Source organism: Nonlabens tegetincola, assembly GCF_002954355.1.
GTDB lineage: Bacteria > Bacteroidota > Bacteroidia > Flavobacteriales > Flavobacteriaceae > Nonlabens > Nonlabens tegetincola.
This window is the reverse complement of the sequence record NZ_MQVV01000017.1, coordinates 440,533-461,699: the sequence shown is the minus strand read 5'-3', so window position 1 is coordinate 461,699 and position 21,167 is coordinate 440,533. Positions and strand designations below refer to the sequence as shown.

The window sequence follows — 21,167 nt, the reverse complement described above, 5'->3', positions numbered from 1 at the left end:
ATCCGAACGATGCGTGTAGTTATGATCCAGCAAGTGTTACGTTAGCAGTAACGAGTATGGTAGATTGTGATGGAGACGGAGTAACGGATGCTGATGAGATAGCAAACGGAACGGATCCAAACGATGCATGTAGTTATAATGTTGCAGATATTACAGTATCAGTAACCAGCACAGTAGACTGTGATGGAGATGGAGTAACGGATGCTGATGAGATTAATGGTCCAGATGGAGATCCAAATACAGCAGATGGAACCGATCCAAACGATCCATGTAGTTATGATCCATCAAGTGTTACGTTAGCAGTAACGAGTATGGTAGATTGTGATGGAGATGGAGTAACCGATGCTGATGAGATAGCAAACGGAACCGATCCAAACGATGCATGTAGTTACAATGTTGCAGATGTAACAGTATCAGTAACGAGCACAGTAGATTGTGATGGAGATGGAGTGACCGATGCTGATGAGATAGCAGATGGAACCGATCCAAACGATCCATGTAGTTATGATCCATCAAGTGTTACGTTAGCAGTAACGAGTATGGTAGATTGTGATGAAGATGGAGTAACCGATGCTGATGAGATAGCAAACGGAACCGATCCAAACGATGCATGTAGTTACAATGTTGCAGATGTAACAGTAGCAGTAACGAGCACAGTAGATTGTGATGGCGATGGAGTGATAGATGCTGATGAGATAGCAGACGGAACCGATCCAAACGATGCTTGTAGTTATAACGTAAGTAGCGTAACTGTACCAGTAACCAGCACAGTAGATTGTGATGGAGATGGAGTAATCGATGCTGATGAGATCAATGGTCCAGATGGAGATCCAGGTACACCAGATGGTACTAACCCTAACGATCCATGTGATTACAACGTGTCACAGATAACAGTATCAGTAACGAGCACAGTAGATTGTGATGGAGATGGAGTGACCGATGCTGATGAGATAGCAGATGGAACCGATCCAAACGATGCGTGTAGTTATGATCCAGCAAGTGTAACAGTATCAGTAACAAGTGGTGTAGATTGTGACGGAGATGGAGTAACGGATGCTGATGAGATAGCAGCAGGAACCGATCCAAACGATGCATGTAGCTACAATGTTGCAGATATTACGGTATCAGTTACTAGCACAGTAGACTGTGATGGAGATGGCGTGATAGATGCCGATGAGATTGCAGACGGAACCGATCCAAACGATGCTTGTAGTTATAACGTAAGTAGCGTAACTGTACCAGTAACCAGCACAGTAGATTGTGATGGAGATGGAGTAATCGATGCTGATGAGATCAATGGTCCAGATGGAGATCCAGGTACACCAGATGGTACTAACCCTAACGATCCATGTGATTACAACGTGTCACAAATAACAATAGCAGTAACAAGCACAGTAGATTGTGATGGCGATGGAGTAACCGATGCTGATGAGATAGCAGACGGAACCGATCCAAACGATGCGTGTAGTTATGATCCAGCAAGTGTGACTTTAGCAGTAACAAGTGGTGTAGATTGTGACGGAGATGGAGTAACTGACGCTGATGAGATAGCCGCAGGAACCGATCCGAACGATGCGTGTAGTTACAATGTTGTAGATATTACTGTAGCAGTAACGAGCACAGTAGACTGTGATGGAGATGGTGTGATAGATGCTGATGAGATTGCAGACGGAACCGATCCAAACGATGCTTGTAGTTATAACGAAAGTAGCGTAACTGTACCAGTAACCAGCACAGTAGACTGTGATGGAGATGGAGTAATCGATGCTGATGAGATCAATGGTCCAGATGGAGATCCAGGTACACCAGATGGTACTAACCCTAACGATCCATGTGATTACAACTTGTCACAAATAACAGTAGCAGTAACAAGCACAGTAGATTGTGATGGCGATGGAGTAACCGATGCTGATGAGATAGCAGACGGAACCGATCCAAACGATGCGTGTAGTTATGATCCAGCAAGTGTGACTTTAGCAGTAACAAGTGGTGTAGATTGTGACGGAGATGGAGTAACTGACGCTGATGAGATAGCCGCAGGAACCGATCCAAACGATGCATGTAGTTATAATGTTGCAGATATTACAGTATCAGTAACCAGCACAGTAGACTGTGATGGAGATGGAGTGACAGATGCTGATGAGATTGCAGACGGAACCGATCCAAACGATGCTTGTGATTATGATCAAGGTAGTATTACAGTTCCAGTGACCAGCACAGTTGATTGTGATGGAGATGGAGTAACGGATGCTGATGAGATCAATGGTCCAGATGGAGATCCAAGTACACCAGATGGAACTAACCCTAACGATCCGTGTGATTACAACGTGTCACAAATAACAGTAGCAGTAACCAGCACAGTAGATTGTGATGGAGATGGAGTAACCGATGCTGATGAGATAGCAGACGGAACTGATCCAAACGATCCGTGTGATTTAAATGTTGGAAGTATTACGGTAGCTCAATCAGGAGACTATTTGTCAGCAGACTGTGATGGTGATGGAGTGACTAATGGAGACGAATTAACATCAGGAACAGATCCTAATGACCCATGTGATTACGATGCATCACAACAGGATGTGTCTGTTACTTCTCCAGGGTGGCAAGGTGCTGATTGTGATGGTGACGGTGTTTCAAACGGTACCGAATTAAATGATGGAACCGACCCACAAGATCCTTGTAATTATGATGTGAACAGCCAAGATTTAACAATAGTAACATCAGTTTGGAATGCGCTAGACTGTGATGGTGATGGTGTTACTAACGGTGATGAAATAATCGATGGGACTGATCCAATTGATCCTTGTGATCTAATAGTAGGAAGTATTACTTTAACTCAAGGAGGCGATTTTCTAGATGCAGATTGTGACGGTGATGGAGTTACTAATGGTGATGAGATCGCAGACGGTACTGATCTAAATGATCCTTGTGATTATCTTACCACTAGTCAGACAATAGCTCCAAGTGATGAATGGGCTATGTTAGATTGTGATGGTGATGGAGTAACTAACGGACAGGAATTAATAGACGGGACTGATACTCAAGATCCATGTGATTATGACTCAATATCACAAGACGTAAGTCTGGCATCAGGAGCATGGGATGTCTTAGATTGTGATGGAGATGGCGTATCCAATATTGATGAATTATTCCCTCCAAACGGTGGAGATCCTACAGATCCACAAGATCCATGTAGTGTTAATCTAGATGATCAATCAACAACACCTTCTCAAGAATGGTTAGATGCAGATTGTGATATGGATAATGTTCCAAATGGAGTGGAACTTACAAGAGGTGATACAGATGGAGATGGTGTTCCAGATGTTTTTGATACCGATGATGATGGAGATGGTGTAGATACGATTTTTGAAGACTACGATGGTGATAATGATCCTACCGATCAAGACTCTGATGGAGATGGCATACCAGACTACCTAGATACAGACGATGATGGCGATGGAATTGATACTATGGATGAAGGGCCAAATCCAGATGGAGATGGTAATCCAAACACAGGAGATACTAGTGATATCGATGGTGATGGAATTCCAGATTATCTAGATTCAGATCCACGTCGAATAAGAGTATGGAATGCAGTTACGCCTAATGAGGATGGTAGAAATGATTATTTCATATTAGAAGGTATTGAGAATTTTGAGAATACAGTTCATATCTATAATAGATGGGGTATTGAGGTTTATAATACTGAGAATTACGATAATGAAACTCGTAGGTTTGAAGGTGTTTCAGAAGGACGAGTTACCGTCGAGCAAGGTGAGAAATTACCGACTGGTACATACTTCTATGTAGTAGAATATATAGATGATTTTGGAAAAACTCAGAAATTGGCCGGTTATTTATACATCAGATAAAATGAAATAAATCTAGGCTTAGATGGAAGTCTAAGTCTAGATTAATTATTAAGAATACAAGCATGAAAAAATTAATAGTTGTCTTTGTTTTTTTCGCTTTCGCGAAAGCGTTAACAGCTCAACAGGATCCACAGTACAGTCAGTATATGTATAATCCGATAGTTATAAATCCGGCCTATGCTGGTAATCGCGGTGTAGCGAGTATAGTTGGATTACATCGTAGTCAATGGGTTGGATTGGATGGAGCACCACGCACACAAACTTTGTCGTTTCATACTCCTATTGCCAATAGTAGAGTAGGGTTAGGTTTGAGTGTTGTGAATGACGAAATAGGACCAGCTGATGAGACCTATGTAGCGGCAGATTTTAGTTATACGATTCCCGTAGGAGACGAGGCAAGATTAAGCTTTGGACTTAAGGGAGGAATCCACGTGTTAAATGTTGATTTTAATAAGCTAAATATTTTTGATCCAGGAGATCCTAGATTGAGTGAGAATGTAGACAATAGATTGTCACCTACTGTAGGATTAGGACTGTATTATCATACGGAGAGGTTTTACGTAGGATTGAGTTCGCCTAATTTATTACAGACGGATCATTTTGATGAAGATAACGACACGAGTTCAGCCACGTTTATAGCAGAGGAGCGTATACACTTATTTGGAACCGTGGGATATGTTTTTGATTTAAATGATAACATTAAGTTCAAGCCAGCTGGACTAGTAAAGATGGTACAAGGAGCACCTTTACAGGTTGACCTAACGGCAAATTTCTTATTCAACGAGAAGTTCACAGTAGGAGCGGCCTATAGGTGGAGTGCTGCTGTTACTGGATTAGTAGGATTTCAAATAAGTGATCAAATGATGATAGGATTTGCCTATGATCGCGAGACTACAGAATTAGGTAATGCGATATACAACGACGGTAGTTATGAATTATTCTTGCGATTTGAATTGTTCAACAGCTACGATAGAATTATCACACCAAGATTCTTTTAATAAAATTAAAAAGTTAAAATGAAATATTTAATTGTTATACTAGGATTAGTTTCCACGATATCTCTCGCTCAAGATAGAAATGTAATAGAGCCAGATAAAGTATATGATGAGTATGCTTTTATTGATGCACAACAAATGTATTTAAATATGGTGGAGGACGGTTACGGGACAAGTAATGTCTATAAAAAACTAGGAGATACTTATTACTTCAATAACGACTATTCAAATTCACACAAATGGTATACAAAACTATTTGAGAATAACGATGGCGCAATAGAAAGTGAATACTATTTTAGATATGTTCAAAGTTTAAAAGCGGTAAAGGATTACGATAAGGCTGATGCGTTATTAGTAGAATATCAAAAAATTAAGGGAGCTGATTCTTTTACTGAAATTTTTGTAAACGATAAAAATTATCTTGAGATGATTGAACTTCAATCATGGAGATATACCATTAAAAATTTAGAGATAAATAGTGAGTCTCAAGAATTTGGAACCGCTTATCTTAATGGGAGTAATGAAGTGGTATATGCAAGTTCAAAGGATTCTGCTTCTATGATTAACAGACGTCATAAATGGAGTGAACGACAGTTTTTAGATTTATATGTTGCTCAAATTGATAGTGCAAGTTTAGAACTTGTTAATCCTAGAAAATTTGGAAATGGCGATCAAAAGTTGAATACTAAATTTCATGAAAGTAATGCAGTATTCACGAAAGACGGTCAAACGATCTATTACACCAGCAATAATTATTTCAATAAAAAGTATAAGAAAAGTAAAGATGAAATAAATAAGTTGAAAATATTTAGAGCTAGTAAAACAGAAGACGGATGGGGAAATATAGAAGAACTAGCAATCAATAGCGACGAGTGGTCAACAGCTCACCCAGCTTTAAATGAAGAAGAATCTAGGTTGTATTTCTCTAGCGATAGACCTGGAAGTGTACTAGGTTTGGATGGAAAGAGTAGTTCAGATATCTGGTATGTTGAAATAGATTCGACAGGCACTTTATCAGAGCCTATGAATCTTGCTGCTGTAAATACAATAGGGAAGGAGTTATTCCCATTTATTTCAGAAAAAGAGGACCTTTATTTTTCATCTACAGGTCACATGGGATTAGGAGGATTAGATGTTTTTGTGACTTCACTTGCAGAAGCTCATGATGGCGAAAAGTTAAAAATCACCAATGTAGGAAAACCTATTAATAGTTCTTACGATGACTTTTCATTTGTCATTAAGGATAGCACTATGACGGGTTACTTTAGTTCAAATAGAAAATCAGGACAAGGTCTTGATGATATATATAGTTTAAGGCAAAACAAGCCTTTAGCTTGTAAGGACGAAATAGTAGGAGTAGTAACAGATGAAGAAACGGGAGAATTAATCCCAGGAGCAACCGTTGTTCTTTTAGATGTAGATAATAACGAGGTAGAACGAGTAATTGTTAAAAAGGACGCAGCCTATTCCTTTACAGTGCTATGTGAATCAACATATTCCATCCAAGCATCCAAAGAAGAGTACGCTCCTGCCGATGCAGTAACAACAACGCCAGATGTTATTGCTACCATAGATTTACCTATATCATTAAAAAGGTCTATTGATGATAAGATTAAGAACCTTCAAATCGGTGATGATCTAGCTAGCGTGCTCGATATACCTATGATATATTTTGACTTTGATAAATCTAATATAAGACCTGATGCAGAAGTTGAACTGCAAAAGGTGTTACAATTTATGAAGGCATTTCCTACTGTTAAAGTAGATATTAGATCCCATACAGATAGCCGTGCGCCGGATTTATATAATATGAAATTAAGTGACCGCAGAGCTAAGTCTACTAGGGCTTATTTAATAATGAAAGGAATCAAAGCAGATAGATTGACAGCGCAAGGTTACGGAGAATTTCAATTGGTTAACGAATGTTCAAATGGTGTTGATTGTACCGAGGAGCAACACCAACTTAACAGAAGGTCTGAGTTTATTGTAGTGAGTAAATAATCGTAAAAAAAGACTGAAGCCATAGCTCATATCTAATTATTAGAAATACATTTTTTAAATTTATTATTCCTATTGCTTTGTTGGGCCATTGTAAAGGTTTAAAAGAAAATGTTATTAATAATTAAGGTTTGACTATGGCTTTTTAAGTGCTAGTTGCTTGTTCATTATATTTGTGAAATACAAAAGGTAAATCATGATTACACTTAAAGATTTGGCTAACACTCTAGGTGTTTCAGTATCTACTGTTTCTAAGGCATTAAAGGATAGTCCAGAAATTAGTCAGGATACTATTAAAAGAGTGAAAGAAATCGCAAAAGAATTAAATTATCGCCCAAATACACTAGCACTTAGTTTAAAAAATAGACAAACTAAAACCTTAGGTGTAATCATTCCAGATATTTTAAACCCTTTCTTTGCAAACACCTTATACGGGATTGAGCAACAGGCAAATAAATTGGGGTATAATATTATTACATGTATCTCAAATGAGTCCTTTACAAAAGAAAATGACTCGATAAACTTATTGTCAAATGGTAGTGTTGATGGATTTATACTCTCAATTTCACAAGAGACTCAGGCCAAAGATGATTTAAACCACCTGAAAGATTTACTTAGACAAGATGTTCCTATAGTAATGTTTGATAGGACCTCACAATCGATTGAATGTGATAAGGTAGTAATAGACGACTTTATGTCGACCTTCAACGCTGTCAATATGTTTATTGAAGAAGGTCGTAAGAAGATAATACTTATAAATACTTTAGGAGATTTAAGCGTTGCAAAACTTAGGGTTTTAGGATATAAAACCGCTCTAGAAAAATCAAGTAATACTAATCAAGAACCTATCATTATCAATGTTGACAATGCAAAAGATGTAAGAGGATACATAAAAAATATGTGTGAAGTACATCCCGATGTTGATGGAGTCCTATGTATTGATAATAAATCGGGATTAGTAGCGGTAAGTGCTCTTAATAGACTCAATTATAACATTCCTAAAGACGTATCAATTGTAGGTTTCTCTAGCGAGGAATTTTCATATTTGTCGGATCCTGTTCTATCTACAGTTACTCAACACGGTGAGGAAATAGGTGCCGTTGCGGTAGATATGCTAGTTGATCGTTTAACTGGGAACAAGAAAAAACCAGTTTCTACAACTACAGTAGATTTTACCATTGATCATAGAGGAACTACTCTAAAAAAGTCCTAGATCGGGATATTCAATCAGTGATTTATCATCAATTCTCTTAACAAATTACTAAGAGGTTGATTAAACTTCTTTTGTAAATTTGAAACAAAATTTTATAAATGGAGCAAGTCATACTGGTAAATGAAAACGATGAAAAAGTAGGCCTTATGGAAAAAATTGAGGCCCATGAAAAAGCATTATTGCATCGTGCGTTTTCCGTATTTGTGGTAAATGATAAGCAACAAATTATGTTGCAGCAACGAGCATTACACAAGTATCATTCACCAGGCTTATGGACTAACACATGTTGTAGTCATCAACGAGATGGTGAGACTAATATTGAGGCAGGTAAAAGAAGATTACAAGAGGAAATGGGATTTTCTACAGAGCTTAAAGAGCTTTTCAATTTCATATATATAGCTCCGTTTGATAATGGCCTTACAGAACACGAATTAGATCACGTGATGATAGGTTACTACAATAACGAGCCTGTAATTAATCCAGATGAAGTGGCAGCTTATAAATGGATGACAGCTCAAGAAATTAAAACTCATATGGATGAAAATCCACATGAGTATACAGCTTGGTTCAAAATTATTTTTGATAAATATTACAAATTCATCTCATGAGATTAACAGCATATCGTAAAGCGCATTTTAATGCAGCACATAGACTGTTTAGACCAGATTGGTCTAGTGAACAAAACGAATCAATATTTGGGAAATGTAGCAATCCCCATTTTCACGGTCACAATTACGAATTAGAAGTAGGTGTGACAGGTGAAGTTGATCCAGAAACTGGTTATTTGATTGATTTGAAAATACTTAAAGATATCATCAAAGAACAAGTAGAAGATGCATTTGACCACAAAAATCTCAATGAAGAAGTTCCTGAATTTAAAACCTTAATTCCTACGGCAGAACATATTGCCTATGTCATTTATCAAAAAATAAAACCTAAATTAGATCCTAAATACGATTTGAGTATTAAATTATACGAGACACCTCGTAACTTTGTTGTATATTCAGGTGATTAATGAAACTATATCCGCTACAGTTTAAACCTATTTTTAAGTCCAAAATTTGGGGTGGAGATCAATTAAATACACTCAAAAAAATCAATCCACCGATTAACCAATTAGGAGAAAGTTGGGAAATTAGTGTTGTGCCCGATGATGAATCTATTATTACGAATGGTGATTATAAGGGGCAATCGCTCACTGAATTGATTGAACAATATCCCTTACAACTGTTAGGAGCTACTAGTGTAAACAGATTTGGAAATCAGTTTCCTTTGCTTATAAAATATATAGACGCAGCACAAGATTTGTCCATACAAGTGCATCCTGATGATAGTGTAGCGCAAAAGAAACATAATAGTTTTGGTAAAACTGAGATGTGGTATATCATGCATGCCGATGAAGGTGCCCGATTAATTATGGGTTTTAATGAGGATTGTGATAAGGGCGCTTTCGCGAAAGCGATACAAGAAAAATCCTTATTAGATTTATTAAATAAACAGCAAGTTAAAACAGGCGATGCATTCTTTATCAAGCCTGGATTAATTCATGCTATAGGTGGTGGAATAACCCTTGCTGAAATTCAACAAAGTAGTGATGTTACCTATCGGGTCTATGATTTTGACCGCAAGGATGATGAAGGTAATACCAGAGAATTACATATTCAGGATACCATTGATGTTGCTGACTATAACAGAGTTAAAGGTCACCATATTAATTATGATCCCTTAAAAACTGGTAGTCAAAATCTTGCGATAAATAGATACTTTAAAACAGACTATGTGAGTTTTGATGATCACTACCAGATAAACCCAGCACAGCTCGAATCTTTTGTAGTGCTTATGAATGTAGGTAATACAATTATCGATATTGAGGTAGATGATGAAAATGTAACCTTAAAACCAGTAGAAACCGTTTTATTGCCAGCGAGCCTAGTAGCTGTTGATTTGCATTCAACCGCAGGTGCAAAAGTGCTACAGGTTTCTATATCATAAGATTAATAAATAGGTTATTTTTGCCATAAATTCACAATTATGGCAAGCATAAGACACTTAAAGCAAGATATCAACTATGTACTAGGCGATATCATTGATGCGGCAATTATCCATCAAGGAGCGCATCCAGAATCTGATCATAAAAAATCTGAAGAAATTATAGACGATAGTATAAAAACTTTTGACGCTCTTATCGCACGTGTTAACGACCGCAGCGTAGAAAATAGAGCAAGTCATTTAAAACAAGTAAGAGTTGATTTACAAAACGAAGCTAACCAATTAGCTGATCGTATAAACGCTCTATAATTCTTTATTAGTTTTAATTAATTCAGACAGTTGTTTTCCATAACGACTTGTCTGAATTTTTTTTGGCATCATTTGATAAGCGCTATCCAGTAGTTCTGCCTTTGCATCAAAAGCATCTTTTACAAGGATATATGGAGATACTTCGTAATCTTTGTGCAATTGAGCATAGTTAATCGCATATAGGACTTTTTTACGCAGGTATTTATCGTAAGCAGTTGTAAGTGAATCAATTTTTTCCTGAGAAACGTCTTCCATTGCATTCAATTGCATACTGCGTTGTACTAACTTAGTATAGACCTGGTTTAAAGGCTTTTTGTTCGTCTCATAAATATTTAAAATATCTTGATTCTTTGAACCAGTGATTTGAGCATTATCTTCAAACTTCTCTAGGTCAGTTTCTATTTTGATAATCGTATCCTCGGCAAAAAATTGTATACGGTCATCATATTTAACGCCATCTTTAATATCTAGATATAGATATAAAATTTCTGGATTTTCTAGTTGAGTCGTTAATTTAAATACAGGCTCACCATCTATTTTTATACTATCAACGTTGACGATGGTTGTATCTACTAATTTTTGAAGATATACGGTTCCTTGTTTTAGCCCCTTAATATTTCCATTAACGGTAAGAGTGCCTTTTGAATCAGAACAAGCCGTGATTCCAGCCAATAAAAGAATTAAGATGATGAGATTTTTCATTTCAAAAATTTGAGGTGCAAATATGCATTATATCCTTGTAAAATACTAGGCTGTTGCTGCCAGTTGCATAAGAATTGTGCAGGCAATAGCTCCTAGAGTTCCTACTACATATCCAAATACAGCAAGTAGAACGCCCACGCTGGTTAAGGATGGGTGAAACTCGGCAGCTACAACTGGAGCGCTGGCTGCACCACCTACATTTGCTTGACTTCCCACAGCTAGGAAAAAGTAAGGAGCTTTAATAAGTTTGGCCACGATTATTAATAACATCGCATGGAAAAACATCCACACCAGGCCGATTAGAATTAAGAATGGATTATCCATTATTTTAGTTAAGTCCATTTTCATACCTATCGTGGCTACTAGTATGTAAATGAATATACCGCCTATTCTACTTGCTCCTGTGCCTTCATAACGTTTAGCTGGAGTAAAAGAAAGTAAGATTCCAATCAAAGTAGCTATAGCAATAATCCAGAAAAAACCACTAGTCAAAAAGGACAAATAAATGTTACCAGCTATCGATTCATTTGCTTGAAAAGTTGAAGACAGAAACTCTGAAAGTAAGTGTGATACTGCCACAGCGCCAAAACCGATTCCAGACATTACAAAAATATCTGTAACTGTAGCTTCTCGCTTTACAGCAGTAGTATAATCGCTAACTTTTTGTTTGAGTTCTTCTATGGCTGTATTATCAGCTTTGGTCCATTTATCGAACAGTTGACTTTTACCGATACCGAAAAGCAAAATTGCCATCCATAAATTTGCTACAACAATGTCTACGATTACCATACCGCCATATTTATCTTGGCTATATTCATATACTTCTAACATGGCAGTTTGATTTGCTCCACCACCTATCCAGCTTCCAGCTAGTGTAGCTAGTCCTCGCCATACAGCGTCTGTGCCTTCACCACCTATAGCCTCTGGTACAAAAGAACCTATTAATAGTACTGCTAGTGGTCCTCCAATAATAATTCCAGCGGTACCAGTCAAAAACATAAGTAGTGCTTTTGAACCTAAATTAAAAACGGCTTTAAGATCAATGGAAAGGGTCATAAGAACAAGTGCTGCTGGAAGTAAGTAACGACTGGCCATGTAGTAAAGGTTAGACTCCTTTTCAACTAGCTTTCCATTTTCAATAATTTGCCACGATTCACCAGATATAATTCCAGTTGTGCTCAAAAAACTAGGTAATAAATAGCACATGAGTAAGGCAGGAACATAAGTAAAGAATTTTTTCCAAAATCCGTCTTCTCTTGACGAGGCATAAAACACAATAGCAAGACAAATCATTAAAAGTCCAAAGACTATTGCGTCATTGGTGATTAATGGTGCTGGGTTTTCAATTTTAGGAATATCCATTGATACAGGCTTGTTTTAAAGGTTGCCTGCAAAATACAATGAAACGAGAATAATTTGTAACTATTCTGTTACAAACGTATGTACTTGATTAATTAGTTCAGGGTGAATAGGAAAGTTGGGCTCCACATAGCTTTTTGCTGCAACAATTTCATCATCACCAACTTTTTTAAATACATAATTCATGCCTGTAATAATCACCTTTTTAGAACTAGGTGATGCTTTATGTAACAGTTCAGTTTGCATGGTAGAAACCTGTCTGTTCTTATCACCGTTTAATAAAAGAATCGGACATTCTATTTTTTTTATCAGTTTTGTTGGGTCATATTTCATCCAACTTTTCATAAAAGGTTGGATTCCAGGATTTGCTACATTCCAAAGATCTCGTTCAATGTTTTTAACAGGTTTTTCCTGCTTTTTTATTTTGTCAAAGGTTGCTCTTGCTACCTTATCTAGACCTGGGATTTCTTTAGATATTTGATCTACTATTAAATCATCGATAGACTGGCCGTGACCTGCAATAGAAATTACCCCAGAAATGGATTCGTCATAAACTCTCATAGCTATCAGTGACCCTTGGCCATGTCCTAATAAATAAATCTTAGAGAATCTATCATCCTTTTTAAACGTTTTTACGGTAACTCTCGCATCGGTAATGAATGTGTTTAAAGTAACCTCATCCGTAGGTTTTCTATTTTTCATTAGTGTAAGAGTACGCTTATCATATCGATAACTAGCAATACCCTTAGATAACAAACTGTCTGCTAATTGTTTGTAGTGATTGCTTCTTGTTCTAGGCTCATTTCCATCTCTATCAACAGCGCCTTGTCCTGCAATAAAAATCACTAGCGGTACTGGTTGCAATGTATCGGGAACCAGCAGAGAACCTTGAATATTATCATTAATATTATAGATAGTAGGATCGATTTGTTCCTTTTGCAATTGGCCTTTACTGAAAACGTCTTGTGCGTTTAAAGAAATAGTTACAATAAATAAAGTGAATACTAGAAAATACTTCATTAGCTCTTACCTGGTTTTTGATATAAATAATAACTGTATGCAAAACTTGCAATTGCTATGCCAATGGTAGTTGACATGACAATAATAAACGTTGTTTGCATGGAGAATAGTATACTAGAAATTACAATTACGATCCCTGCTATTAAAAACCAGTATCCACCATAAAGATGTGTTTTTTTCCATACATCATTACTCTCTAGCGTCCATGGCGTGCGTATTCCAATGAAATAATTAGGTTTAATATGTCTCATATATAATCCCAATAAAACAAATAATAATCCCACACCAGTAAAGATTAATCTAGGTAGTTCCTTACTGAAGGTTGATGAATCTGTTTGTGAACAAGCGTAAATGATGATAATGCAAATGCCACTCATAAAAACTGTAAGGCCTAATCTAAGTCCAGGCCATATCCTAGAATTATTGTTTTTAGGATCTAGTTGGGGTAGGTACTTAAACAAAAAATACATGACGCCGCATAAAAGGATGGGAAGTATCCACAATTCCTGTTTGCTTCCCATTCTATCCACTTGTCCGCTAGAATTAAAATGCATGGCTACTTCTTCTGGTAGTTCGCTGTAAATAAAGCCTAAATAAAGAAACGGGATTAGATTAAGAGCAATAATTAAGTACTCTATAAAATTTTTATTTTGCATATTTAAAGGTAAAAAAAATGAGTATTATCTTCTACTATCAATGTAATGAATAAATATTGAAGCGACTATATCACTATGGCAAGAGCAAAAGACATAATCAAAAACTTAGACGAAAGAGCTATAGATCGTATAGTAGAAATGGGCTGGGAAGACCGCACTCCATTTGATGCTATCGAGGCTCAATTCGGCGTTTCTGAAGGCGAGGTTATCAAAATCATGCGCAATCAAATGAAACCTAGTAGTTTTAAAATGTGGCGCGAGCGTGTTCAAGGTCGTTCTACAAAACATAGAGCACAACGCATGGAAGGCATTGATAGATTCAAGTGTTCTAGACAGCGATCTACAGGTAATAAAATAGCAAAGCGTTAATCGCTAATTACCTTTCTAAAGGTTAAGTTCAATCGCTGTTTTATAGTCTTTTTAGTTTTGGCGATTTGATGTTTATAAAAATGTTGCGTGCCACCGCTCATTATTAGCACACTGCCGTGCTCCAGTTTAAACTTATATCGGTGTTGCTTAAGCGTGTTATGTTTCAGGTGAAAAAATCGTTCCTCACCAAAACTTACTGATGCAATTGTTGGATTTTCACCTAGAGCTTTTTCATCGTCTGCATGCCATCCGTTAGAATCATTCCCATCTCTATATAAATTAAGCAAACAAATATTGAAGTCGGTTTGAGCAAGTTGTTCAACATCTTTTTTAATCATGGCTAACGTTTTGGTCCAGGGTAAGGGTTCAAATTCAATACCCGAATATCCATAATTCAATTTTGGATCACCATATAATTGAGTAAGCCTAGGTTCTAGGTGCTCTTTTCCAAACAACTTTATTTTGTTCTGGCGCCATTTCGTTTCCTCAATAATTGTACGCTGTAATGTGTCCGCTTTCGCGAAAGCGTAATAATCACCTACATAATGTAGTTCACCATCAGGTAGTTCGGGAAGATTACTAGAAAACAACTTATTATGCATGCATATAAAAACTAAAGGAAACCATAGCAAGATAGGGTAGTGGGTTATTATCTTGCAAGGCTTTTAAACAATAAATATGTACACTTCTAGAATAGCCGGAATGGGAAAGTATGTCCCTGAAAATGTGGTGACTAATGATGATCTTTCTAAATTAATGGATACAAATGATGCGTGGATTCAAGAGCGTACAGGTATTAAGGAACGACGTCATATTAAAAAAGGCGATGGTAATTCAACTGCAGTAATGGGAGTGAAAGCTGCCGAAATTGCTCTTGATCGAGCTGGAATATCTAAGGATGAGATTGATTTAATCATTTTTGCAACCCTATCTCCCGATTATTATTTTCCAGGATGTGGTGTCCAAGTACAAGATATGATGGGAATTCACACTTGTCCAGCCCTTGATATACGTAATCAATGTAGTGGTTTTATTTATGGAATCTCTGTAGCTGATCAATTTATTAAAACAGGTATGTATAAAAATGTACTTTTAATAGGATCAGAAAATCACAGCGGTGGATTAGATTTTTCTACTCGTGGTCGCGGTGTAACCGTAATTTTTGGTGATGGAGCAGGAGCCGCCGTTCTTACCCGATCAGAACAAGAAGGTCATGGAGTACTTTCAACACATTTACATAGTGAAGGGAAACACGCGCTAGAACTTTCTCTTAAAGGTCCTTCTACTAACCATTGGGTTCCTCAAATAATTGAGGAGAATCCACAGGAAGATATTCCTTACTACCCATATATGAATGGCCAGTTTGTATTTAAAAATGCAGTAGTCCGTTTTAGTGAAGTGATAATGGAAGGATTGAAAACTAATGGATTGGATGTTAATGATATTGACATGCTTGTGCCACATCAGGCTAACTTGCGTATCTCGCAGTTTATTCAAAAGAAATTTCAATTATCTGATGACAAAGTATACAACAACATACAGCGCTATGGAAATACGACTGCAGCCTCTATCCCAATAGCGTTGTGTGAAGCGTGGGAAGAAGGTAAAGTAAAAGAAGGAGATACGGTCGTTCTTGCCGCCTTTGGAAGTGGATTTACTTGGGGTAGTGCAGTGATTAAATGGTAGTTATCTTAGAAAAGCTGATTAGTTATTCTATTTGAATTCTTTATATAAACAAAATCCCGAGCCTGCAAGCTCGGGATTTCTAGTTATCGTACAATAACACCAACCATTAATTATGAATTATACGAAACGTTAACCTTTGAATTTTTCTTTTTCAAACAATTCAATTATCAAATAAATCGTAAAGGGTTTATCACGTCCTTCAATTAAAAGACGCTAACTTTGTTGAAATGTTACAGCTTAAATCTTAAATATGTCTAAAAAAACACTTGTATTAGGAGCATCGCTTAAAACAGACCGTTACTCAAACATGGCTATTAATAGACTGGAGTCTTATCAGGTTCCTACCGTAGCCATAGGTTTGAAAACTGGTGAGGTTGCAGGAGTAGCTATTGATACTGATCAACCCCAATATGAGGATATTCACACGGTGACTTTATATTTAAATCCAAAGAGACAGCAGCCCTATTACGATTACATATTAAGTCTAATGCCTAAACGTGTCATTTTTAATCCTGGCACAGAAAACCCTGAATTTTATGAAATTCTAAGGTCAAATGGTATAGAGGTAGAAGTGGCGTGTACTTTAGTAATGCTAGGTACAAATCAATATTAATTATGTGCTGATTCAGAAGGTAGTAATATTGACGCAATCAATAACAACGAAAAGGTGATTGCACCATTTAATAAAAGAATAAAAAACCCAAATTCAAATCCCGCTTTTTCGGCTAGTACACTCACGGTGTAGGCAATAAATGGAGATATTATCGCTATAATAGGAACGCTGTATCGATGAGGTTTAAGCGAAGTGAGTATTCCAAAGCTAAACAAACCTAAAAGTGGTCCATAGGTGTAACCAGCAAAAACAAAAAGTTTAGTAATTACACTGGCATCTTGGATCAGGTATTCAAAACTTACTATCACAAGAATTAATAGAATTGAAAACGCGATATGTGTTAACATACGTACTTTCTTTTGCCTAGATTCAGAGTAGTTTTTTTCTACGTTTAAAATATCTACAGAAAATGAGGTGGTAAGTGAAGTTAGAGCACTGTCGGCACTACTATAAGCAGCGGCAACAAGTCCTAGCATAAATACAAGTCCTAGTCCTATTCCCATCTCACTTTGTAGCGCAATTGCAGGGAACAAGCTGTCCTTAGAAGCTTGAATGTTTTCCGCTTTGGCAAAGGCAGTTAAAAGAACTCCTAGTACTAGGAATAATAAATTAACTATGGTAAGTACAATCGTGAACCAAAACATATTCTTTTGAGCGTCTTTGAGACTGCGACAAGTCAAGTTTTTTTGCATCATATCTTGATCTAATCCTGTCATTACAATTGCTATAAATGCACCAGATAAAAATTGTTTCCAGAAATATTGATCACTTTTCCAATCATCAAAAAAGAATACTTGAGAGTAGTTACTGCTGTTTATATAATCAATTAAGTTATTAATAGAAGAGAATTCTAGTCTCTCATAAAGAAAATACAAGGCTACACCTACTGCTATTAGCATAAACAAAGTTTGCAAGGTGTCTGTCCATACAATGGTTTTTATACCGCTTTTAAACGTATACAACCAGATAAGAATAACAGTAAGAGTTACCGTTTGCCAAAATTCAATCCCTACTTGCATAGGATCAAAAACAAAAGTTTGAAGTACGCCTGCCACCAAATAAAGCCTAAAACTCGCTCCTACAACTCTACTCAATAGGAAAAAGCTGGATCCGGTATATTGAGCTGATTTTCCGTATCTATCATGCAGATAGGTATAAATACTAGTTAGATTGAGTCTGTAATACATGGGAAGCAAGACTGTTCCTATTACAAGATACCCTAAGGTATACCCAAGTACTACTTGAAAATACCCCATAGAATCTGCCTCAACATTACCAGGAATACTTATAAAGGTTACACCGCTCAATGAAGCACCTATCATCCCAAAGGCAACTATGTACCATGGTGAAGAACGGTTACCTCTAAAAAAGGTTGCACTATCATTTTTACGACCTACTAAAAAGGAAATGCCGATTAGTACGGCAAAATAACCGATGATTGTAAATAATATCTGATTAGGACTCACTAACTTATTTTAATGGCGAATTTACAAAAGACATTGTTAGATATAAGATAGTAAAAATCTATAATTGGAAAATTAAGGTACTGGGTCATGACCACTGCCACCCCATGGATGACAGCTAGAAATACGTTTAATGGCTAGCCAGCCACCTTTAAAAAAACCATGCTTAATAAGAGCTTCTTTGGAATAGCTAGAACATGTAGGAGTGTATCTACAACTAGCAGGAGTAAAGGGAGATATCGCATTTTGATAAACCCAAATTATTCCTAGAAAAGGATATGTAAGCCACTTTTTCAATCTAATTTATTCGTATATAAAATTAAACAAGTTCAACATGAATTAAAAATGTGGCATTTTAATTTCTAGTTTAGAACTATTTATAACTATGCATAAATAGTAATCCCTTTAATCAACTATAATGATAATCATTTAAAAAACGATGATATCAAGATAGCTTTAAGTCTAAGCGCTTATAAGGTATAAGTAGTTCCGTCTGGACCATCTTTAAGTTGAATTCCAGCCTCTAGTAATTGATCCCTGATTTTGTCACTTGTTGCAAAATCACGATTTGCTCTAGCTTGTGCTCTTAAATCAATTAACAATTGCATAGCTTTATCTAAGTGTTCTGTTTCATCACCAATTAAGGATTCTTGAGAACTTTTTAGACCTAAAACATCATAGAAAAAATCCCTGAAAGTTTGCTGCAATACGGTTAAGTCCTCTTGATTTATAGATTCTGAACCGCTGTTAATTTTTTGAATTAAACTCGCTCCTTCAAATAATTCTGCTACTAGGATAGGAGTGTTAAAGTCATCGTTCATTGCTGCATAACATTTCTCTTTCCATTCATTAATGGAAAAGCTACTAGTTTGAGAAACGGGTAATTTGTCTAATAAAGTAATAGCTTCATTAATACGATTATAACCTTTTTCAGCCGCTAGGATAGCATCATTACTAAAATCTAAAACAGATCGGTAATGAGCTTGCATCATGAAGAAACGCACTACACTAGGTGAAAAACCTTTTTCCATGAAGTCGTTATCACCGGTAAATAGTTCTTTAGGTAAAATACTGTTTCCAGTTGATTTTGACATTTTTTTGCCATTAAGAGTCAGCATATTAGCATGTAACCAATAGTTTACAGGACTACAACCGTGTGCTGCTTCACCTTGAGCAATTTCACATTCATGATGTGGGAATTTAAGATCCATTCCACCACCGTGAATATCAAAGGTGTCTCCTAAATATTTACTGCTCATTACAGTACATTCTAGATGCCAACCGGGAAAACCATCACCCCATGGGCTAGGCCATCTCATGATATGATCTGGATTTGCTTTTTTCCACAAGGCAAAATCTTGAGCATTTTCTTTTTCATCCTGAGCATTAAGGTCACGTGTGTTTGCGATCATATCCTCTAGATTTCTGCCGCTTAATTTTCCGTAACGATGATCAGTATTGAATTTAACGACATCAAAATAGACAGATCCGTTACGCTCATACGCATGACCTTTGTCAATGATGTTTTTGATAATTTCAATTTGCTCAACAATGTGTCCAGTTGCAGTAGGTTCAATGCTAGGTGGTAAGGCATTAAATTGCCTCATTACATTATGAAAGTCTAGGGTATACTGCTGTACCACTTCCATAGGTTCTAGCTTTTCTAGTCTAGCTTTTTTGGATATTTTGTCTTCTCCTTGATCAGCATCATCTGTTAGGTGGCCAGCATCGGTAATATTACGTACGTATCGAACTTTATATCCTAGATGCTTTAGATACCTAAATATCATATCAAAGCTTATGAAAGTACGACAATTCCCTAAGTGTACGTTGCTGTAAACAGTAGGTCCACATACATACATACCTATTCTTCCCGGCGTTATAGGAGTAAAAACTTCCTTCTGGCCATTAAGTGAATTGTAAAGCTTTACTTCATTGCTTTGGTATAATTCCATAATGTTGATTTATAAGGTAAAGATATTAGATGTTACGCTTTCGCGAAAGCGTAATCAATAACAAACTATCACGTAAAGAAGGTGATTCTAGAATTTGGTTTCTAGACTTATGTAATCCAGAAATTCCTTTTTTACTTCTGGCTTTTTAAATTCGCCTCCAAACTCACCCGTAACGGTACTACTTTCAATGTCGCGAATACCTCGACTATTTACGCAAAGGTGTTTTGCATCAATCACACAGGCAACATTCTCTGTTCCAAGAACTCTTTGAAGTTCCCTCACTATTTGGATATTTAATCGCTCTTGCACCTGCGGTCTCTTAGCATAATAATCTACAATACGATTCATTTTTGAAAGTCCAACCACAGTTCCATTTGAAATGTAGGCAACATGAGCACGTCCTACTATAGGTAGTAAGTGGTGTTCACAGGTAGAATACAATGTTATGTTTTTCTCGACTAACATTTCATTGTATTTGTATTTATTGTCAAAGGTGCTTGCCTTTGGTTTTTTATCGGGTCTTAATCCTCCAAAGATCTCATTAACAAACATTTTTGCAACCCTTTTAGGTGTTCCCTGCAGGCTGTCATCGGTCATGTCCATTCCCAATGTTTGTAAGATGTTATGAACATCTTTTTTAATACTCTCTATCTTTTCCTCATCGGTAAGACTAAAAGCGTCTTCACGTAGCGGTGTTTCTTCACTGGACCATGAGTGATCGTGGTCGTTTATATCATCCAAAAGATCTTCTACTTTCATAAAATACTATCGCTTTAAAAGCGTTAAAATGCGGTTGCAAAGATACAACTAAGGTCTTTAATTTAACTAATTAGAGTGGTAGGCGTGTTAATAATTAGCTTACAGTTAACGCTATGTTAATGAAAATTAAGATATTTGTTACTTACTCAAGATTTAATCTAAGTTCAAAGCAATGATTTCTATTAAAAAACTCTTGTTGAGTTTGCTCT

General features: G+C 36.5%; 20 protein-coding genes. 11 read left to right on the top strand and 9 right to left on the bottom strand.

The features are described 5' to 3' along the window. From BST93_RS13745 to BST93_RS13710, 8 genes are all read left to right on the top strand, one after another. Positions 1-3,872 (top strand): T9SS type B sorting domain-containing protein (locus BST93_RS13745; protein ID WP_181072651.1); only part of this gene is annotated, 3,872 nt, incomplete at its 5' end. Positions 3,873-3,934: 62 nt separating this feature from the next. Next, positions 3,935-4,870: a PorP/SprF family type IX secretion system membrane protein gene (locus BST93_RS13740; protein WP_105019606.1), complete on the top strand. Its 936-nt coding sequence runs from the start codon at positions 3,935-3,937 to the stop codon at positions 4,868-4,870. Between the two features lie 18 nt (positions 4,871-4,888). Then, entirely contained in the window at positions 4,889-6,868 is a 1,980-nt protein-coding gene (locus BST93_RS13735; protein WP_105019605.1) for an OmpA family protein, read from the top strand. 193 nt (positions 6,869-7,061) lie between these two features. Continuing rightward, positions 7,062-8,078 (top strand): LacI family DNA-binding transcriptional regulator, encoded by a 1,017-nt coding sequence (locus tag BST93_RS13730; protein ID WP_105019604.1) that lies wholly within the window; start codon positions 7,062-7,064, stop codon positions 8,076-8,078. A 98-nt stretch (positions 8,079-8,176) separates the two neighbouring features. Further along, positions 8,177-8,686 carry an isopentenyl-diphosphate Delta-isomerase gene (gene idi / locus BST93_RS13725; RefSeq protein ID WP_105019603.1) on the top strand — a complete coding sequence of 170 codons (510 nt, stop codon included), beginning with the start codon at positions 8,177-8,179 and terminating at the stop codon, positions 8,684-8,686. Further along, positions 8,683-9,093 carry a 6-pyruvoyl trahydropterin synthase family protein gene (locus tag BST93_RS13720; RefSeq protein ID WP_042277355.1) on the top strand — a complete coding sequence of 137 codons (411 nt, stop codon included), beginning with the start codon at positions 8,683-8,685 and terminating at the stop codon, positions 9,091-9,093. Before idi ends, BST93_RS13720 begins: the two co-directional genes overlap by 4 nt. Then, on the top strand, positions 9,093-10,070 hold the full coding sequence (locus BST93_RS13715; protein ID WP_105019602.1) for a type I phosphomannose isomerase catalytic subunit: 978 nt from the start codon (positions 9,093-9,095) through the stop codon (positions 10,068-10,070). The genes BST93_RS13720 and BST93_RS13715 overlap by 1 nt, the downstream gene beginning before the upstream one ends. Before the next feature lie 39 nt (positions 10,071-10,109). Further along, positions 10,110-10,376, top strand: a complete 267-nt coding sequence (locus tag BST93_RS13710; RefSeq protein WP_042277359.1) for a hypothetical protein — start codon at positions 10,110-10,112, stop codon at positions 10,374-10,376. On the opposite strand, the gene BST93_RS13705 is transcribed toward BST93_RS13710, so the two are convergent. From BST93_RS13705 to BST93_RS13690, 4 genes are read right to left on the bottom strand one after another with little or no spacing between them, the layout of a single operon-like run. Then, a complete protein-coding gene (locus BST93_RS13705) occupies positions 10,371-11,078 on the bottom strand; it encodes a DUF4369 domain-containing protein (protein ID WP_105019601.1) in 708 nt (235 codons plus the stop codon). The genes BST93_RS13710 and BST93_RS13705 overlap by 6 nt on opposite strands. A 45-nt stretch (positions 11,079-11,123) precedes the next feature. Continuing rightward, a complete protein-coding gene (locus tag BST93_RS13700) occupies positions 11,124-12,440 on the bottom strand; it encodes a DUF819 family protein (RefSeq protein WP_105019600.1) in 1,317 nt (438 codons plus the stop codon). A 60-nt stretch (positions 12,441-12,500) separates the two neighbouring features. Next, positions 12,501-13,457: an alpha/beta hydrolase gene (locus BST93_RS13695; RefSeq protein ID WP_105019599.1), complete on the bottom strand. Its 957-nt coding sequence runs from the start codon at positions 13,455-13,457 to the stop codon at positions 12,501-12,503. Next, the gene (locus BST93_RS13690; RefSeq protein ID WP_105019598.1) at positions 13,457-14,113 is read right to left on the bottom strand and encodes an SdpI family protein; all 657 of its coding nucleotides are present in this window, start codon (positions 14,111-14,113) and stop codon (positions 13,457-13,459) included. The genes BST93_RS13695 and BST93_RS13690 overlap by 1 nt, the downstream gene beginning before the upstream one ends. 75 nt (positions 14,114-14,188) lie before the next feature. Here BST93_RS13690 and BST93_RS13685 point away from each other — a divergent pair, with 75 nt between their 5' ends. After that, on the top strand, positions 14,189-14,482 hold the full coding sequence (locus tag BST93_RS13685; protein ID WP_060523929.1) for a TIGR03643 family protein: 294 nt from the start codon (positions 14,189-14,191) through the stop codon (positions 14,480-14,482). Here BST93_RS13685 and BST93_RS13680 read toward each other — a convergent pair. Further along, positions 14,479-15,084, bottom strand: a complete 606-nt coding sequence (locus BST93_RS13680) for an alpha-ketoglutarate-dependent dioxygenase AlkB family protein (RefSeq protein WP_105019597.1) — start codon at positions 15,082-15,084, stop codon at positions 14,479-14,481. The two genes, BST93_RS13685 and BST93_RS13680, sit on opposite strands and share 4 nt — an antisense overlap. A gap of 76 nt (positions 15,085-15,160) precedes the next feature. On the opposite strand from BST93_RS13680, the gene BST93_RS13675 reads away from it, so the two are divergent. Continuing rightward, positions 15,161-16,168, top strand: coding sequence for a 3-oxoacyl-ACP synthase III family protein (locus BST93_RS13675; RefSeq protein ID WP_060523933.1), 1,008 nt, complete (start codon positions 15,161-15,163; stop codon positions 16,166-16,168). A 250-nt stretch (positions 16,169-16,418) separates the two neighbouring features. Further along, positions 16,419-16,781 (top strand): CoA-binding protein, encoded by a 363-nt coding sequence (locus tag BST93_RS13670; RefSeq protein ID WP_105019596.1) that lies wholly within the window; start codon positions 16,419-16,421, stop codon positions 16,779-16,781. On the opposite strand, the gene BST93_RS13665 is transcribed toward BST93_RS13670, so the two are convergent. From BST93_RS13665 to folE, 4 genes are all read right to left on the bottom strand, one after another. After that, the gene (locus tag BST93_RS13665; RefSeq protein WP_105019595.1) at positions 16,778-18,247 is read right to left on the bottom strand and encodes a sodium:solute symporter; all 1,470 of its coding nucleotides are present in this window, start codon (positions 18,245-18,247) and stop codon (positions 16,778-16,780) included. The two genes, BST93_RS13670 and BST93_RS13665, sit on opposite strands and share 4 nt — an antisense overlap. Positions 18,248-18,319: 72 nt before the next feature. Beyond that, positions 18,320-18,541, bottom strand: coding sequence for a membrane protein insertion efficiency factor YidD (yidD, locus tag BST93_RS13660; RefSeq protein ID WP_042277375.1), 222 nt, complete (start codon positions 18,539-18,541; stop codon positions 18,320-18,322). Between the two features lie 173 nt (positions 18,542-18,714). Further along, a complete protein-coding gene (cysS, locus tag BST93_RS13655) occupies positions 18,715-20,199 on the bottom strand; it encodes a cysteine--tRNA ligase (RefSeq protein ID WP_105019594.1) in 1,485 nt (494 codons plus the stop codon). An 87-nt stretch (positions 20,200-20,286) separates the two neighbouring features. After that, the gene (gene folE / locus BST93_RS13650; RefSeq protein WP_042277377.1) at positions 20,287-20,958 is read right to left on the bottom strand and encodes a GTP cyclohydrolase I FolE; all 672 of its coding nucleotides are present in this window, start codon (positions 20,956-20,958) and stop codon (positions 20,287-20,289) included. Positions 20,959-21,167 lie beyond the last annotated feature (209 nt).

What these genes read in the sequence shown, in the direction of transcription:
- BST93_RS13715 (WP_105019602.1), top strand. Translation starts at nt 9,093, where the DNA reads ATGAAACTATATCCGCTACAGTTTAAACCTATTTTTAAGTCCAAAATT.
- BST93_RS13685 (WP_060523929.1), top strand. Translation starts at nt 14,189, where the DNA reads ATGGCAAGAGCAAAAGACATAATCAAAAACTTAGACGAAAGAGCTATA.
- BST93_RS13680 (WP_105019597.1), bottom strand. Translation starts at nt 15,084, where the DNA reads ATGCATAATAAGTTGTTTTCTAGTAATCTTCCCGAACTACCTGATGGT.
- folE (WP_042277377.1), bottom strand. Translation starts at nt 20,958, where the DNA reads ATGAAAGTAGAAGATCTTTTGGATGATATAAACGACCACGATCACTCA.
- BST93_RS13720 (WP_042277355.1), top strand. Translation starts at nt 8,683, where the DNA reads ATGAGATTAACAGCATATCGTAAAGCGCATTTTAATGCAGCACATAGA.
- BST93_RS13695 (WP_105019599.1), bottom strand. Translation starts at nt 13,457, where the DNA reads ATGAAGTATTTTCTAGTATTCACTTTATTTATTGTAACTATTTCTTTA.
- idi (WP_105019603.1), top strand. Translation starts at nt 8,177, where the DNA reads ATGGAGCAAGTCATACTGGTAAATGAAAACGATGAAAAAGTAGGCCTT.
- BST93_RS13710 (WP_042277359.1), top strand. Translation starts at nt 10,110, where the DNA reads ATGGCAAGCATAAGACACTTAAAGCAAGATATCAACTATGTACTAGGC.
- BST93_RS13690 (WP_105019598.1), bottom strand. Translation starts at nt 14,113, where the DNA reads ATGCAAAATAAAAATTTTATAGAGTACTTAATTATTGCTCTTAATCTA.
- BST93_RS13700 (WP_105019600.1), bottom strand. Translation starts at nt 12,440, where the DNA reads ATGGATATTCCTAAAATTGAAAACCCAGCACCATTAATCACCAATGAC.
- BST93_RS13730 (WP_105019604.1), top strand. Translation starts at nt 7,062, where the DNA reads ATGATTACACTTAAAGATTTGGCTAACACTCTAGGTGTTTCAGTATCT.
- BST93_RS13705 (WP_105019601.1), bottom strand. Translation starts at nt 11,078, where the DNA reads ATGAAAAATCTCATCATCTTAATTCTTTTATTGGCTGGAATCACGGCT.
- cysS (WP_105019594.1), bottom strand. Translation starts at nt 20,199, where the DNA reads ATGGAATTATACCAAAGCAATGAAGTAAAGCTTTACAATTCACTTAAT.
- BST93_RS13675 (WP_060523933.1), top strand. Translation starts at nt 15,161, where the DNA reads ATGTACACTTCTAGAATAGCCGGAATGGGAAAGTATGTCCCTGAAAAT.
- BST93_RS13740 (WP_105019606.1), top strand. Translation starts at nt 3,935, where the DNA reads ATGAAAAAATTAATAGTTGTCTTTGTTTTTTTCGCTTTCGCGAAAGCG.
- BST93_RS13735 (WP_105019605.1), top strand. Translation starts at nt 4,889, where the DNA reads ATGAAATATTTAATTGTTATACTAGGATTAGTTTCCACGATATCTCTC.
- BST93_RS13670 (WP_105019596.1), top strand. Translation starts at nt 16,419, where the DNA reads ATGTCTAAAAAAACACTTGTATTAGGAGCATCGCTTAAAACAGACCGT.